Raw genomic sequence first — 16445 nt, forward strand, 5'->3', positions numbered from 1 at the left:
GCAATTGTTGGAGAGGCATCGCGTGTCAGATTTTTTAGCTGTGTGTGTAAGAAAATATTCGCTTTGGCTACTGGTGTTAGCAATTAGTTCGGCCACCAGCCATGCGGCAGCAATCGATAAAGAAACTGCCGAGCGAATTGCCCCGCCGCTTAAAAATCTGATGCGTGGCTACAAACCCTCTTCTGCTACCGAGGCGCAAGTGCTGCTACGGAAAACCGTAGTAGATATTGACGAACAGTTAATGAGCCACGCCACCTCCTATGTTGCGGTGTACATCAACAGTGATGAAGCGGTGCGCGATTACAGCCAAATCAGCGTGAGCTTTAATAGTTTCTACGAAGACATTCAACTCGAGTACGCCAATGTACGCACACCGGATGGCAAACTCGATAGCATCAAAGCTGACGCTACCCAGATCCAAAGCCCCACCGATGAAAATTTTTATCACGACCGCAAAGAGTTATTATTTTCCTTGCCCAATGTGCGCAAAGGATCGGTAATTGAATTTCAGTATCGTTATACCGACACCAAAAAAATGGTTCCCAACCACTGGTTTGACAGCTTTAGTTTCCACTGGTGGGAAGATCGCGCTGCGGGCCAGGGATCGCGCGCTGATGCCATTACCAAAAGTGAATTAATCATCAATGCACCGGCAACGATAAAGCTATTCAGTACCGATGCGAGTCGCTATGCCATCGCATTCAAGCGCAACGAAAAAAATAACCAGCAAATACTGAGCTGGAGCGGCACCAACCTCGCCAAAATTGAACTGCAAAGCGATATGCCGCGCGAGCATGACTATGCCCCCTACCTGCGTGTCGCCACCACCGATAACTGGAATGAAGTGGCACGCTGGGCCAACAGCCTGATCGAGCCACATTTGTTGAGCGATGCAGCGCTGGAAAAAATTGTCACCGATATTAAAAAATCGTCACCGACACCAGAAGCGAAAGTCAAAGCGGTTTACCAAACCATTCAGGATCGTATTCGCTATGTATTTGCCCACGTAGGACGTGGCGGTTACGAGCCGCACGATACCACCGAAATTTTGAAAAACGGTTATGGCGATTGCAAAGACCAAACCCTATTAGCCGTTAAGTTATTGCGCGATCTGGGCATAAAAGCCGACCCGGCCTTGATTGTAACGCGCGGGCGCGGCATTCCCGATATGACCATTCCCGGAATCAGTTTTGACCATATGATCGTGCATATTCCTGCACAAACTGGCCTGACAGAAATCTGGATGGACACCACCGGTGAAACCAGTTTGTACCCTGGTTTTTCGGTCGGCATAGAAGGCCAGCCGTCGCTGGTAGTGAATGAGCAGAATAAAAAAATCAGCGTGTTACCCACACTGGATGCCAGCCAACATTTTGCTCACTTGGAACTGGTGTTCGATAAATTCGAAGGTCGCAACGCCCGGGCCAGCTTCAAACTCAGTTTTGGCGGCTTGTACGAACAGCGCTTGCGCAGCATGTGGCAGTACTCTCACGAGCGCGACAAATATTTTCGCGAGCTTATCGGGCAAATTTACAACTCGGCGGAGGTCATTGAACTGAGTACCAGCAATGCCGACAATTTATGGCAACCCTTTGTGATCCACGGCCGCTTTGCCTTTACCAATGTATGGGGTGGCGATCAGGAAGCCATCAATTACGCGTTTAGTATTACCCAGCTCACCAATTTATTTGCCGATCTGCGCAACCTGCATAAACCCGCCGATCGCAAACAACCCTATGTGAACGACCCCGCTTACAGTTTGCAAACACGCATTGTGTTTAACAGCCCAAGCAATAAACATCAACTGCGCATTAAAACCCAAGGCGTGAATATTGATAACCCCTGGTACAAGCTTGTGCAAAGCGGAAAACAAGAACCACAACGTTATATTGTGGAGCAGAATCTAACGGTAAAAGCGAATCGTGTTGAAAAAAGTAGCTACGCGGATTTTTATGAAAAAACCGAAGAGTTGCTGGATTCAACTGATTGGACACTGGCTTACGAATACAACACTACGGCGGCTGACATTGCGGCGCTGGAGAGTGACAAAAACGACATCTCCAGTTTAATCGCCCTGAGCAAACTGCACATTAAAAATGGCAATTACCAACAGGCACTGGAAAGCGCGCGCTCGGCAGTGAGCACCGCTCCAAAAAATGCCGAAGCGCATTACCAATTAGGCTTGGCGTTGGGCTACATTCATCAGTTTAAAGAGTCAGATGCAGCCTTTAAAAAAGCCGAAGCCCTCGGCTACCAACTCTGAGATTGATGCTATGGAGTTGTATAGAAACGATTTGCGGTTTGTAAAACAGCGGTTGGGATCATCGCCGGCTCGCTTCGCATCACTGTCTGCTCGCGTAGCATCTGCACTGCTATGTTGCGCACTATTCAGTGCCTGCAGCCAACAATCCATTAAGCCTTTGCAAGAACCCACGCTGCAAACAGCAGATAGTGAAGTAACGGCAAACAGCTCAGGTATGATTCGCAATCTGCAGCAACAACTTACACAAGACCCTAACAACCCGGAAGTACATTATAAATTGGGTTTTGCGTATAACTCCGCGGCCGAGCAATTAAAATCGGCTGAGCCGGAAAAATCGGCGGCGCAGCGAAAACTGGCGATAGCCGAATTTCGTAAGGTTTTAGAACTGGTGCCAGGCAATGAGGCGACACTGACCGCGCTTTACAACATTTATTACGATGATATCGTAAAAGGCAAGGATCAATCGCTAACCCAGGCCAAAACCATTTTCACCCAACTCTCGCCCGGTGCGCGCGAAGCGTTGAATCCTCCGTCGCTCGCACTTTTTTTGCAGCGTTATATCGCGCAAAAAGAAAGTGCAAATAAGCAACCCGAAGAATTATTAGATGCGCTGCTGAGTGCTACACGTGAGCAACCCACCAACGACAAGGCCTACATTCAGCTCGCCAAAATGTATCGCACCATGGGGCTTTACCCGCTTGCACTAGCCACCTTGAAACAGGCGGAGACCAATCAGGTGCAATCACGCGATTTTTTCCAAACACTCGCGGAAACCTATGAAGAACGCGCCGAAGCCAGTGGTTGCTCCTACGAATTAAATAAATCGCTCTCCAGCGCAGCTGGCTATTACCAAAAAGCCATGCCAATGGGTGCGGATAAGGCGGAATTGCATTATCAACTGGCCCAGATGTTTATTGATACCAATCACCACCAGTTAGCGCTGAATGAAATTGCCATAGTGTTAGAGATTGCTCCCAGTGCCGAAAATTATGCCTGGGCAGCACAGACCTACTCCACCATAGGAAAAAATCAGCAGGCGTTTAATTTGTTGGAAAAAGCCAAACAACAAGGACTTACCGCGAGCGATACGGCATTTCACGAAATTTATATGAATGCAGGCGATTGGCAAAAAGCAGCAGTAACATTTACCGAGTACTTACAGGCACAGCGTGAAATCAGCATTTATGATGCGATTAAAGCCGATATTATTCATGACCAAACGGATTGGGATTTCTCCAAGATAGCACGCGGGAAAAAAATGGCCGTCCGCAATGAGTGGGAAGGCGCCGTCTACGCTTACTGGATTAACAAAATCAATCGCCAACAATTACAACAAGCCGCAACCAATCGCTGCGAACTTACTGAATATTATTTTTATTCCGGTTATCGCGACTATCGCGCCGGAAAAACCTCGGCCGCCAGGCAACACTTCAACGCCGCACTACAACAAAACACCTATCGATTTATCGAGCGGCCTCTGGCAAGCCTGTTTTTAGCGAGAAATTAATCCACTACTTTTGCAGGTGTACTATGCAAACATCAACCACACCAAACTCATCCACCAAACCACGCATAGTCGTGGTTGGCGGCGGCGCCGGCGGGCTGGAACTCGCCACCAAACTGGGGGAAAAACTCGGGCGAAAAAATAAAGCGGAAGTGACGCTGATCGATCGCAACACGACGCATTTATGGAAGCCACTGCTTCACGAAATCGCGGTGGGCACTATGGATGAAGATGTGGATGCGGTGAGCTATCGCGGCCACGCCAACGCACACCATTTTTTCTTTCGCGTCGGCACCATGATTGACATTGACCGCGACAAACGTGAAGTAGTGCTGGCTCCCATGCAAGATGAAGACGGTGTGGAGTTTTTGCCGTCCACTCGAATTCCTTACGACTATTTAGTAATCGCGCTCGGCTCCATGTCCAATGATTTCAACACCGCCGGCGTGAAAGATCATTGCCTGTTTTTAGATGGCCCGGCGCAAGCCCATAAATTTCACAATAAATTACTCAATAAATTTTTGCGTATTCAGCGCGTTACCGGCGCCAATAATCATGTGCGCATTGCCATTGTCGGTGCAGGTGCAACCGGTGTGGAGCTGTCGGCGGAATTGCACCACGCCGTACACGAAATTCACAACTATGGTTTCGATGCCGTGTCTAATGAACACTTGCATGTCACTCTGGTAGAAGCCGGCCCGCGCATTTTGCCGGCACTGCCGGAGCGAATTTCCGGGGCCGCCCATGGAGAGTTGGTAAAAATTGGCGTGGACGTAAAACTCAATACCCTGATCACCGCCGCCACCGCCGAAGGCCTGCACACCAAAGATGGCCAACTGATTAATGCCGATTTGATGGTCTGGGCCGCCGGAATTAAAGTGCCCGATTTCATGGCCAATATCGCTGGGCTGGAAACCAATCGCATCAATCAATTGCATGTCAATGAATTTTTACAAACCACACGCGATGCCACGATTTTCGCCATCGGAGATTGCGCGCAATTTACCAACCCCGATGGTTCCCGCGTGCCCCCGCGCGCGCAATCTGCCCACCAGATGGCCAGTACCTGCTACAAAAACCTGGTCGCACTGTTAAACAACAAACCTTTACACGCTTACAAATACACCGATCACGGCTCGCTAATTTCGCTCGCCAGCTATTCAACCGTCGGCAACTTAATGGGCAACCTGAGCAAAGGCAGTATGTTCATTGAAGGCCGTTTGGCGCGCATGGTTTATATCTCGTTATACCGCATGCACCAAATTGCCATCCACGGATTAATCCGCACCGGATTGATTATGCTGGGAGGAAGGTTGAATCGCTGGTTAAGACCGCGACTGAAATTGCATTGATAGGTGAAATTACACTGCATTGATAAATAAACGTGTTGCAACACCGGTGCAACACTTTTGCAAATACAACCGCCGCTTGTACATGGAATTACGATGGGATAGGCTTGCCGCGCCAATATGGCGCTTAAAAAACATGGAGATTGATATGTCTATTAAAAACAAAATTGCGGCGGCGGCTTTTTGCGGCTTTTTCATGAGTGGTTGTGCGAGCATCGTTAGTGATTCCTCCTACCCGATTTCTCTAAAGTCTGCACCGGATACCGCTAACTTCACCATTACCAACCGCAGCGGCGCGGTCGTTCATTCTGGTGTTACGCCAAGCGTAGTAACACTGAAAGCCAATGCAGGATACTTCAAAGGGGAGCGCTATTTAATCACCTTTAAAAAAGAAGGCTTTGGTGAGAAAACCTTTACGCTGACCAGCTCATTGGATGGTTGGTATTGGGGCAATATTTTATTTGGTGGTTTGATCGGTATGTTGATTGTGGACCCGGCAACTGGTGCCATGTACAAATTACCGCAAGACGTATCAATCAATCTGGACGCGAATACAACGGCGAGTAACAATCAAATATTGACGATTGCCAGCTTCGATTCCCTGACCGATGAACAAAAAGCAAAATTGGTAAAAGTGAACTAATTTTCTTCGCGAACATGTTCGATTGGGAACACTAATCGAACATGTTTTACTACATCGATAACCATTTACACATTAGTTCGCATCACGTTCACTTGTCGCCCGCCCAAGCGCGTATGGCGAACAATATCCCAACCTCGCTTTTGATAGTAATCAGTGTAATCCGTCGCTGACAACCAAAGCTCTCCTAATCCTAAATCCCGCGCGTAGCTTTTTGCAGCATCGATCAACACCATTCCAATACCTAGCCGTCGATATTGCTCCACTACAAATAAATTACTCAACCATACTGGTGAATCGCTGGACACTTTGGGCATGCGTTCACTGCTGCGATAGGTGTAATTCACCAGACTCACGCAGCCAACCAATTCACCGCGCTGCAGAATGATCAGGGTTTTGGGGATAAGGTTTTCTTTCACATGCAACACTAGGCGCTGCTGACGCAATGCCAGTGTCGATTTCAGCCCCTGACGCTCACACTCCTGATGGTGCCAATAAGCAATTTGCGCAAAAAATTCAGGATGGTTTTCCAATAGTGCAATTTGTAACTCAGGGGATTTTTTTACCGCAGATGTTTTCACATTAACAACTTAATTCGCCGACGAATATTGAATTAACTTTAGTTCAATTTGCTGAACCGGAAATAAAAAAACTCCCGGCTAGCGGGAGTTTTTTAAGCTGAACCTACAACAGGCTTCAGGATTATTTGGTCTCGCCGAACCACTTCACATCTTCACCGTGGGCTTGTTTATCCGCGTGGTAGGAAGAGCGCACCAGCGGGCCGCAGGCGGCGTGCTTAAAGCCCATCTCCTCGGCGAGACGGGTGTACTCGGCAAATTCATCCGGATGCACAAAGCGCTCGACTGGCAAATGGTCTTTGGACGGCTGTAAATACTGGCCAATGGTGAGCATATCGATATCGTGCTCACGCATGTGCTTCATCACTTCGATAATTTCTTCTTTGGTTTCGCCCAAGCCCACCATCAACCCGGATTTGGTAAGTACATCCGGGCGGCGCGCTTTGTATTGCTTGAGCAATTGCAGCGACCACTCGTAGTTGGCACCGGGGCGCGCCTGACGGTACAAACGCGATACGGTTTCCATATTGTGGTTGAATACGTCCGGTGCTTCCTGCTCAAGAATATCCAGCGCGATTTCCATGCGACCGCGGAAATCGGGCACCAGTACTTCCACTTGCAGTTTGGGGCTGAGCGCGCGCGCTTCGCGGATACAGTCGGCAAAATGCTGGGCGCCACCATCGCGCAGGTCGTCGCGATCCACGGAGGTGATCACCACATATTTCAAACGCATTTCGGCGATGGCTTCTGCCAGCTTGCGCGGTTCCTGCTCATCGAGGGGATTGGGCTTGCCGTGACCCACATCGCAGAAGGGGCAGCGACGGGTACAGATATCGCCCATGATCATAAAGGTCGCGGTACCGCCGCTGAAACATTCACCCAGGTTTGGGCAGTTAGCCTCTTCGCACACTGACGACAACTTGTTCTTGCGCAGGATGGATTTGATGCGATCAACTTCCGGCGAGGCGGGTATGCGCACGCGAATCCAGTCGGGCTTGCGCTGCACTTCCTCGCGATCAGTGGCAATCACTTTGACCGGGATACGCTCAACCTTGTCGGCATCGCGCAGCTTTTCGCCCTGCTTGTAGCGCTCGGTGCGTTTGACCGGTTGAAGTTCAGGGACAAAGGTGGATACGGGAGGAAGATCTGACATAGGAATCTCGCGACGTTAATCTACGGCGCGCATTGTACAGGTTTCGTAGCCCAATTTCCGCGCGAATTCCGTAACAAGTTGGTTTTGCACCTGCACCAAATTGGGCGCAGCGGCGATAAGGTCGCGCATCTGGGTCATGGCCAAGCCCTGATAGCCGCAGGGATTTATCCGCAAAAACGGCGCCAGATCCATATCCACATTCAAGGCCAGACCGTGAAAACTGCAGCCGCGCCGCACGCGCAAGCCGAGCGAGGCGATCTTGTCGCCATTGACGTAGACGCCGGGTGCATCCGGCTTGGCCGCCGAGTCAATGCCGTAATGGGCCAGAGTCGCGACTATGGTCTGTTCGATACGGGTCACCAGCTCGCGCACCCCGATATTGAGCCGGCGCAAATCCAGCAGTGGATAGGCCACCAGCTGACCGGGCCCGTGGTAGGTTACCTGGCCGCCGCGATCCGTCTGTACTACCGGAATATCCCCCGGAAACAGCAAGTGCTCGGCCTTGCCCGCCTGCCCCTGGGTAAACACCGGCGGATGCTCCACCAGCCAGAGCTGATCGGTGGTATCCGGGGTGCGCTGGTTGGTGAACTCGCTCATCGCCTGCCAGCAGCTGGCGTAGTCGCGCTGACCGAGATTCACTACCTCAAGGCTAAGCTCCGCCAACTTAGAGCACCATCTTGATCATACGGTTGAGGCGCAGGTCATCGTGGATAGCGCTCAGTTGATCTATCCCGGTGGCGGTGATCCAGACAGTCAAGGAGCGGAAACTGCCCTTGCTGCTCTCTTTCACGGTGATACGGGTCTGATCAAACCCCGGCGCATGGCGCTCCATGATCTCAATCACATAGCTGTGCAGCTCGGGCACTGCATCGCCCATGACTTTGATCGGGTAGTTTTCGCAGGGAAATTCAATTTTTGGGGGTTGTTGCTGGGACATAACACTAAAACCTGAAGATGAGGCGCAAATTATAACGCCTAGATGGGGGCGAAAGCGTCATCCTCAAGCTAAAAACCCCGGTCTTTAGCTACCCATACCCACCCTTATCCGCTATCCTCGCCCCCATCCTTGGCAAAGCCAAACAATAATTTGCACGACATCACCCCGGGGCTTACCCCGCATCCAGGAAAGGAAAAGGTTTTGTTACTCGATACCCGTCAATCATTGGAAACCCCGGAAGGAGCGCTCTTGCCGCTGACGCCGGCGGGTTTTGGTGTACGCACGCTGGCCCAATTGTTGGATGTGATGATCCGCATGGGCATTACCATCCTTATCGCCATAGTGTTTTCACTGCTAGGTAAGCTGGGTAGCGGGATTGCCCTGATTTTAATATTCCTTCTGGAATGGTTTTACCCGGTGTTTTTTGAGGTGGCGCGCAATGGCCGCACGCCCGGTAAAAAGTGGATGGGGATTCGCGTTGTCAACGACGATGGTACGCCCATTACCTTTGGCCCCTCACTGGTGCGCAATTTACTGCGCGTTGTTGATTTCCTTCCGCTGGCTTACCTTGCAGGTATCATTACCAGTCTGTGCAATCATCAGTTCAAGCGCTTGGGCGATATAGCCGCTGGCAGCATGGTGATTTACGATGCACCACCGTTGCGCGAGCCCAACTTTGAAGTGCGCGGGCAATTGCCAGTGCCAGCCGATTTCTCTACCGATGAGCAGCGCGCGTTGCTTGCCTTCGCCGAACGCAGCAAAAATCTTTCCGGAGAGCGCCAAACCGAATTGGCATTCATACTTCAGCCGGTAATTAATGCCAAAGATCCAGTGATCGCCATTAAACAAATGGCCAACACTATGGTTGGCAAGCAGTAAACGGAATAGCGCATGAAACAAGGACAATTCGAACAACTCTACCAACCGCTTTGGCAATTGCTGGAAACGCAAATTATCGAACTGGAAAAAGCCGATGGCCGTTTAAAAGGCAATGAGTTAGCGACCTTTGCCAGCCGCTATCGCCGCTTATGCCATTTCCATGCGTTGGCAAAAGATCGCCACTATTCCAGCCATCTGGTGGATAAACTCGGCGATTTGGTGGTGCGTGGGCATCAACAACTCTATCGCCGCAAGCAACCCTTTTTTCAGCAGTTCATCAGTTTTATTGTTGCTGGCTTTCCGCGGTTGGTGCGCAAACAGCAAGCTTATGTCTGGTGGGCCACGGCGCTGTTGTATGTTCCCGGTTTATTAGTTTATCTCGCGATTTTGTGGCAGCCGGATTTGGTATACACCATCACCACGCCCGATCAGGTGAGCAACTTTGAAGAAATGTACGACCCGCACAACCGCACTCTGGGTGCGGCGCGCGCGTCCGATACCAATGTGGAAATGTTTGGTTTTTACATCCGCAATAATATTGGCGTGAGCTTCCAAACATTTGCGTCTGGCATTTTATTTGGCGTTGGGACAATTTTCTTTCTGGTCTACAACGGTTTATTAATGGGCGCTGTCGCCGGCCACTTAACCAACGCGCAATTTACCGAAACCTTTTTTACCTTCGTTGTGGGTCACGGCAGCTTTGAATTAACCGCCATTTGCATCGCCGGTGCAGCGGGGTTAAAACTCGGCTACGCCCTGCTGGCACCCGGAAATATTTCGCGTACCGAATCGCTCAAGCGCGCCAGCAGCGTCGCCATTAAATTGGTGTACGGCGTTATTATCATGCTAACCATTGCCGCATTTATTGAAGCCTTCTGGTCATCCAACAATATTCTTATGCCCTGGCAAAAATATTTGGTGGGGGGATTTTTGTGGGCACTGGTAATTGGCTATCTGGTGTTTAGCGGGCGAGGTTTGCGTGGCGAGCGAGGTCGAGGATGAACCTGGATCAGATCACCATTGAAATTCGCCCGCGCACAGCTTGGGAAGCACTGGATTTAGGATTATTAATGGCGCGCCGCTGGTGGTGGCCACTCATGAAAGTCTGGCTGATTGTCAGCTTTCCGATATTGCTAATTGCGTTGCTGATTCCTACCGATAAATGGTGGATTAGCGCCCTGGTGATCTGGTGGTTCAAACCCATTTACGAGCGCCCACTGTTACACATCCTCAGTCATGCGGTGTTTAACGATTTACCTACAACCCGCAGCACCTTAAAACAATTTCCTACCCAGGCGTTCACGCAAATTCTTATGAGTTTAACTTGGCGCCGCTTTAGCCCCACTCGTTCGATGGATTTGCCGGTGTTGCAACTTGAAGGATTGCGCGCAGCGCGGCGGCAAGATCGCCTCGCCATATTGCACCGCGAAGACTCGGCACCGGCCGGCTGGATTAGCGTGCTCGGCCTGTTGTTGGAGATCAGTTTGTTAGTTGGTCTAATCACTCTCATCTGGGCGTTTATCCCGCGTGAATTAAATATTGAATGGGTGGGATTATTTTTTGATAGTGAATCATCCGAGTTAATCGAATTGCAAATTGTGCTTTGGTACAGCGCGCTGGGATTAACAGCACCGTTTTATACTGCATGCGGATTTGCGCTTTATTTAAATCGCCGCATCAAACTGGAAGCCTGGGATATTGATATCGCTTTTCGCCGTATCGTCAACAAACGTCGCGCACCGGCGGTTGCTCCTTTAATTGGAGTACTGCTAATTGGGTTAAGCGCATTTTTTGCCGATGCACCAATACCGGCCTATGCCGATGTGGAGTCGGCACCGGAACAGCAGATCGCGCCCACTCACGAAAATGAACGCGAATTGAGTGCACAGCTTCCTCAGGAAGATACTTCTGCCGAATACAAAGACGAACCCGTCGTCGATTTACCCTTGGGCGAGTACCAAGAATTGAATCGCGATACTGCACAGCAAGGCATCAAAGACGTCATGCAGCAAAGCGAGTTTTCGCGCAAAGAAATACAACGCCGACTCAAACAGAATAAAGAAGATGAAGTTGATGAGGAGTTTTGGGATAAGTTCTTTGATTCGTTGCGCGACTTTAAAGGGTTTGTAGCGGCGGCAAGCCTGTTGGAAATTTTATTATGGCTGACAGTACTCGCTATTATCGGCCTACTGGTGTATCGCTATCGCGCCTGGCTAGCGGCGCAATTTGTGCGCATCGCGCCGCAACCCGTTGCACGCAGCAAACCCGTAACCTTGTTTGGGATGGATGTAACGCGCGAATCACTCCCCGAAAATATTAGTGAAAGCGCATTGGGATTATTGCGCACCGGCGACACACGCGCTGCGCTTGCATTGCTCTATCGCGCCAGCCTGTTTCAATTAATTCACCAGGGTGTAGACGTTCACGATGGCCACACTGAAGGCGAATGCGTACAGTTAGTACGGGATCATTTTGCGCAAACCAAAAATATCAACACGCGCGCACTACAAGAAGTACGCATCGATTATTTCGCCCGTCTCACGCGTATGTGGCAGCAGCTGGCCTACGGCCATGTCGCACCAGAAACGCAAGCTGCTGAGCAACTTTGCGACACATGGAATAACAGTTGGCTCCACCAGACCGGCACCAACTCGGCAGGAGAAGTTAAATGACTGATACTTCGCCTGATCGCGCCGGAACTGGCAGCAATAACAATCGCCGCCAAAATATCTTATTGATCGGCCTGCTGCTCGTTGTAGTTTCAGGGTTAGGCTATTGGGCCTACACCAAACTGGAGTGGGAAGAAAAAGAAATAGATTTAGGTTTTTCCAAAGAGGCTCGTCAGAACCCCTACCTCGCTGCCGAAATTTTTCTCCGCAAACATGGTATCCAAGCCACCAGCGTTAAAAACCTGAGTTTGCTCGACAAACATCGTTGGCGAAACGTTAAATTAGGAGCGAAAGATACACTGATACTCATCAACGCCAATAAAACCCTGAATGAAGAACGCTATGATGCGCTCTACGAGTGGATAGAAAATGGTGGCACCCTGATTACCTCCACACAGAATCCGTTTATTGGCACTCACACTAATGAAGAAGATTTACTGCTGAGCGATTTTGGAATAACTCCCGCCGAGGAAAAATCCGAGGAAGACGAAGACCTCATCGAAAGCATCGCCGATGGCCTGGACGAAGATGCAAAAAAGAAAAAAGAAGAGAAAAAGGAAAAGGAAAAGGAAAAGGAAAAGGAAAAGGCAGCAGAGAACAAATCAGATACAGATTCAATACCTGCTGATAACAAAGAAACAGCAGATGGCAAGAAAGCTACTGCCAACAGCAAGGAAACCGATAAAGAAGACGAAGCAGAAAAGCCGGAAAATTATTATCGCTGCAGTTTGGACGAGCACCCCACAGAAATCGAATTTGGCGATGAGGCAAAACCGCTACGTATTGACTTCTCCTATGAAGATCCATTTACCCATCGCTGGAGCGATGAACATGAATCGGAAGAGGAATATACCGATGAAGATGCAGAAGTTGATGATGCATTTGCAGACGCAGACGCAGACGCAGACGCAGACGCAGACGCAGACGCAGACGCAGACGCAGACGCAGACGCAGACGCAGACGCAGACGCAGACGCAGACGCAGACGCAGACGCAGACGCAGACGCAGACGCAGACGCAGACGCAGAACAGTCTGATGCGACTACCAACACAACTCACGAAGAAACCATGCACCTGGTTTACTTTGAAATTGGCAAGGGCTCTATCACCGTTACCAGTGACAATCGCATCTGGTCGAATCGCCGTATTGATTGCCATGACCACGCCTATGCGCTCTGGAGTTTGGTAAACCCCAACGGCCGAGTCTGGTTTTTAATTAATCAGGATGCACCTTCACTCGCTGCACTTGTTTGGCAACAAGCGAAATATGCCGTACTCGCCTCACTACTGGCACTGCTGTGCTGGCTATGGGCAAGGAGCGCGCGTTTCGGCCCGGTATTCGTGGTTGAGCATCAAGGACGCCGCAGCCTTGCAGAACATATTTATGCCAGCGCCATGCTGCTCTGGCGCAAACAACAGCACCCGCAATTATTGAAACTACTACGCGAAGAAGTATTGGAACGCCTTGCACAGCAGCACCCGCAACTCAGTAAAGACGACAGCAAGAGTGCGCGCATCCAACTGCTTCAGCAAATGACTGGTTTAAAAGAAAATGAAATTCGTCACGCGCTCTATACGGATGACTTATTGCATCCGCAAGCGTTTGCCACCGCTATTGCCCATCTGCAAATTATCAGGAAGCAATTATGAATGATTCAGTGATGCCCGAAAACACAGAACCCAAAAGTGAGGAAAACACCCAGGCGCGCCTGCAACAAGCAAGTGCGGTGGCGAATAACTTATTGAATGAAATAAAAAAAGTGTTGATCGGCCAGGATGCGATTATTGAGCAGGTACTCATTGCCCTGATTGCGCGCGGCCATGTGTTAATTGAAGGCGTACCCGGCCTGGGCAAAACCCTGCTGGTGCGCAGCCTGGCTAAATGTTTTGGCGGCCAATTTTCGCGTGTGCAATTCACGCCAGACTTAATGCCTAGCGATGTTACTGGCCACGCTATGTTTAATATGGCCAAGCAGGAATTTGAAATTCGTCGCGGCCCGGTATTTACCAATCTGTTACTCGCGGACGAAATTAACCGCGCACCCGCGAAAACCCAAGCTGCATTATTGGAAGTGATGCAGGAAGGGCAAATTACCATTGAAGGCCAATCCTTTAAAACCGGTGAGCCTTTTATGGTATTGGCCACGCAAAACCCGATCGAACAGGAAGGCACTTATCCGCTACCGGAAGCAGAACTCGATCGATTTATGTTGAAGGTTATTATTGATTACCCGAACGAAAGCGATGAGCAAATTATGTTGCGTCAGGTGTGCTCACAAGCCCAGGGCGGTTTTGGTTTGGAACATATTCGCACGCTATTAAAACCTTCTCATGTGTTAAGCCTGCAAAAAATTGCCGAGCAAATCACTGTGGACGAGCAAATCCTGCAGTACGTGGTGAAACTGGTGCGCGCTACGCGCAGCTGGTCAGGCATTTCGCGCGGCGCTGGCCCGCGCGCCTGTATTGCGCTGCTCTCTGCCGCACGCGCCTATGCATTGATAAGCAACAACAGTTTTGTCACGCCCGACGATGTGAAAAAAATGTTTATCCCAGCCTTGCGCCACCGTATTTTGCTAGCACCGGAATTGGCAATTGAAGGTGTCGCTGCCGAGCGCATCCTGAATAATATTTTGCTACAGGTGGAAGCGCCGCGCCATTAAGCACTGACACTCAATGGAATCATTAACAGGGATGAGGTGATGGAGCTATAACAACATCACCTACGGGAAGAACGAACAACTCAAAAAGTAAAACTTAATTCCGCACCTGAATTGAATTTGTAACGAAAACCTAGAGTTCACATGAAGAGACGCTGGACACCGGATACAAAGCTGACGCTGGCATTCTTATTATTGGCGGGGCTGATTTTTGCCAACAGTTTCAGTAGCCATTATTTTAAAACCCAATTCCAGTCCCAGTGGCTGGAGTGGGGGTTTTTCGGGGTATTATTAATTGCCCTGCTCGACTTTGTTTTATCGCGCCGCTTGCCGCCGGTAGAGATTGAACGCGAATTGCCGGGCAATCTCGCGGTGGACAAATGGACACCGGTAAAAATCCGCATTCGCCATCAATATACGCAGGCAACTCGTATACGGATTTTTGATGGTGTACCGAGCAGTAGCGATTATCAGCACTTACCGCTCAGCATTGAATTGCAGCCCAATAAAACCAGCAGCAGCGAATACTCCTTACGCCCACTTGTGCGCGGCCTATTGCAATTAACACCCAGCCATATTGAATTCAGCAGTCCGCTCGGCTTGTGGAATATTCGCTACCAAACCGGTACAACGAGCGATGCAAAAGTATTTCCGGATTTTGTGGCTATTGCCAACTACGCGATTCTCGCCACGGAAAATCACACCAGCCAAATGGGTATTCGCAAGAAGCCAAGGCGTGGGGAAGGCATGGAATTTCATCAATTGCGCGAATACCGCCAAGGCGACAGCTTGCGTCAACTGGATTGGAAAGCCACCTCGCGCCGGCAAAAATTAATTGCGCGCGATTATCAGGATGAACGCGACCAGCAAATTGTACTGATGATCGATAGCGGCCACCGCATGCGCGCCAAAGACGATGAACTCAGCCATTTTGATCACGCACTAAATGCCATGTTGCTAGTGAGTTATATCGCCTTACGTCAGGGCGATAGCGTTAGCCTGATGAGTTTCGGCGGCGAAGCGAGTAATAGCAACCCAACAAATACCAAACACCGCTGGATTCCACCGCAAAAAGGCACTGAGCGTGTGAGTGTATTGCTTAACGGCATTTACGATTTACAAGCCAGCCAATCCACCGCGGATTACATTACCGCTGCGGAAAAATTATCGGTACTGCAACCGAAACGGTCGCTGATTATTTTAGTCACCAACTCACGCGACGAAGACAACAGCGAACTATTACTCGCCGCGAACTTATTAAAGAAACGCCACTTGGTGATGATCGCCAACATCCGCGAACAAATCCTCGACGACCTCAACGACCAATCCGTACAAACCTTCGACGAAGCCCTAAGCTACGCCGGCGTCCGCCGCTTCCTGCACGAACGCAGCGAATCCCACAAAAAATTAACCTCTGCCGGAGTTTATGCAGTTGACTGCACCGCCAATCAATTAGCGGTTCGAGTTGCGAATGCTTATTTGGAAATTAAGAGTGCGGGGGTTTTGTAACGTTGCCTCCAGAAAAGGCTCATTGTTATAATGAGAAGCCATGACTATATATGACACTCCAAAATCCGATCTCGACAACAAGCAGGAAAACCATTTTAAAGGATGGCTTAAGTTTTTTTACATAATTAACTTCATATGGCTGATCTTCCTACCCTTGGGATCATTGGCCTATATTTTATCTTCCGTGCTTGATTCTGAAACATCCATTTTAAGCAATAAACTGATGTTCTATATTCTCGAACTGACGCCAGACTTCATTTTTTCAATATTGATACTAAGGTCAATCAAAATACAAAACACCAGCACCC

Annotated in this window: 14 protein-coding genes; 10 read left to right on the forward strand and 4 right to left on the reverse strand. The window is 49.7% G+C overall.

Annotation, left to right across the window (positions count from 1 at the left end; all coding sequences use genetic code 11):
- Window positions 1-22: 22 nt before the first annotated feature.
- The 4 genes from D0C16_RS11845 (at window position 23) to D0C16_RS11860 (ending at window position 5759) form a co-directional block, all read left to right on the forward strand.
- The gene (locus D0C16_RS11845) at window positions 23-2263 is read left to right on the forward strand and encodes a DUF3857 domain-containing protein (RefSeq protein ID WP_151032568.1); all 2241 of its coding nucleotides are present in this window, start codon (window positions 23-25) and stop codon (window positions 2261-2263) included.
- Window positions 2220-3770: a lipopolysaccharide assembly protein LapB gene (locus tag D0C16_RS11850; protein ID WP_151032569.1), complete on the forward strand. Its 1551-nt coding sequence runs from the start codon at window positions 2220-2222 to the stop codon at window positions 3768-3770. Before D0C16_RS11845 ends, D0C16_RS11850 begins: the two co-directional genes overlap by 44 nt.
- Before the next feature lie 23 nt (window positions 3771-3793).
- Window positions 3794-5119 (forward strand): NAD(P)/FAD-dependent oxidoreductase, encoded by a 1326-nt coding sequence (locus D0C16_RS11855; protein ID WP_151032570.1) that lies wholly within the window; start codon window positions 3794-3796, stop codon window positions 5117-5119.
- A gap of 145 nt (window positions 5120-5264) precedes the next feature.
- Window positions 5265-5759 carry a hypothetical protein gene (locus tag D0C16_RS11860; RefSeq protein WP_191968698.1) on the forward strand — a complete coding sequence of 165 codons (495 nt, stop codon included), beginning with the start codon at window positions 5265-5267 and terminating at the stop codon, window positions 5757-5759.
- Between the two features lie 65 nt (window positions 5760-5824).
- Here D0C16_RS11860 and D0C16_RS11865 read toward each other — a convergent pair whose 3' ends face one another.
- From D0C16_RS11865 to D0C16_RS11880, 4 genes are all read right to left on the reverse strand, one after another.
- On the reverse strand, window positions 5825-6337 hold the full coding sequence (locus D0C16_RS11865; RefSeq protein ID WP_151032571.1) for a GNAT family N-acetyltransferase: 513 nt from the start codon (window positions 6335-6337) through the stop codon (window positions 5825-5827).
- A 121-nt stretch (window positions 6338-6458) separates the two neighbouring features.
- Window positions 6459-7487, reverse strand: a complete 1029-nt coding sequence (lipA, locus tag D0C16_RS11870) for a lipoyl synthase (protein ID WP_151032572.1) — start codon at window positions 7485-7487, stop codon at window positions 6459-6461.
- A gap of 15 nt (window positions 7488-7502) precedes the next feature.
- Complete coding sequence (lipB, locus tag D0C16_RS11875) at window positions 7503-8084, reverse strand: lipoyl(octanoyl) transferase LipB (RefSeq protein ID WP_304487117.1); 582 nt, start codon at window positions 8082-8084, stop codon at window positions 7503-7505.
- A gap of 67 nt (window positions 8085-8151) precedes the next feature.
- Window positions 8152-8424, reverse strand: a complete 273-nt coding sequence (locus D0C16_RS11880; protein WP_151032574.1) for a YbeD family protein — start codon at window positions 8422-8424, stop codon at window positions 8152-8154.
- Window positions 8425-8625: 201 nt separating this feature from the next.
- Here D0C16_RS11880 and D0C16_RS11885 point away from each other — a divergent pair, with 201 nt between their 5' ends.
- From D0C16_RS11885 to D0C16_RS11910, 6 genes are all read left to right on the forward strand, one after another.
- Window positions 8626-9303, forward strand: coding sequence for an RDD family protein (locus D0C16_RS11885; protein ID WP_151032575.1), 678 nt, complete (start codon window positions 8626-8628; stop codon window positions 9301-9303).
- A gap of 12 nt (window positions 9304-9315) precedes the next feature.
- Window positions 9316-10305: a stage II sporulation protein M gene (locus tag D0C16_RS11890; protein ID WP_151032576.1), complete on the forward strand. Its 990-nt coding sequence runs from the start codon at window positions 9316-9318 to the stop codon at window positions 10303-10305.
- Complete coding sequence (locus tag D0C16_RS11895) at window positions 10302-11975, forward strand: DUF4129 domain-containing protein (RefSeq protein ID WP_151032577.1); 1674 nt, start codon at window positions 10302-10304, stop codon at window positions 11973-11975. Before D0C16_RS11890 ends, D0C16_RS11895 begins: the two co-directional genes overlap by 4 nt.
- On the forward strand, window positions 11972-13621 hold the full coding sequence (locus D0C16_RS24015; RefSeq protein WP_191968699.1) for a DUF4350 domain-containing protein: 1650 nt from the start codon (window positions 11972-11974) through the stop codon (window positions 13619-13621). The genes D0C16_RS11895 and D0C16_RS24015 overlap by 4 nt, the downstream gene beginning before the upstream one ends.
- Entirely contained in the window at window positions 13618-14631 is a 1014-nt protein-coding gene (locus D0C16_RS11905) for a MoxR family ATPase (RefSeq protein WP_225319003.1), read from the forward strand. The genes D0C16_RS24015 and D0C16_RS11905 overlap by 4 nt, the downstream gene beginning before the upstream one ends.
- A gap of 141 nt (window positions 14632-14772) precedes the next feature.
- A complete protein-coding gene (locus tag D0C16_RS11910; protein WP_151032578.1) occupies window positions 14773-16137 on the forward strand; it encodes a DUF58 domain-containing protein in 1365 nt (454 codons plus the stop codon).
- Window positions 16138-16445: the final 308 nt, after the last annotated feature.

It is taken from the genome of Cellvibrio sp. KY-GH-1, from assembly GCF_008806975.1.
In the GTDB taxonomy this organism is placed as follows: domain Bacteria; phylum Pseudomonadota; class Gammaproteobacteria; order Pseudomonadales; family Cellvibrionaceae; genus Cellvibrio.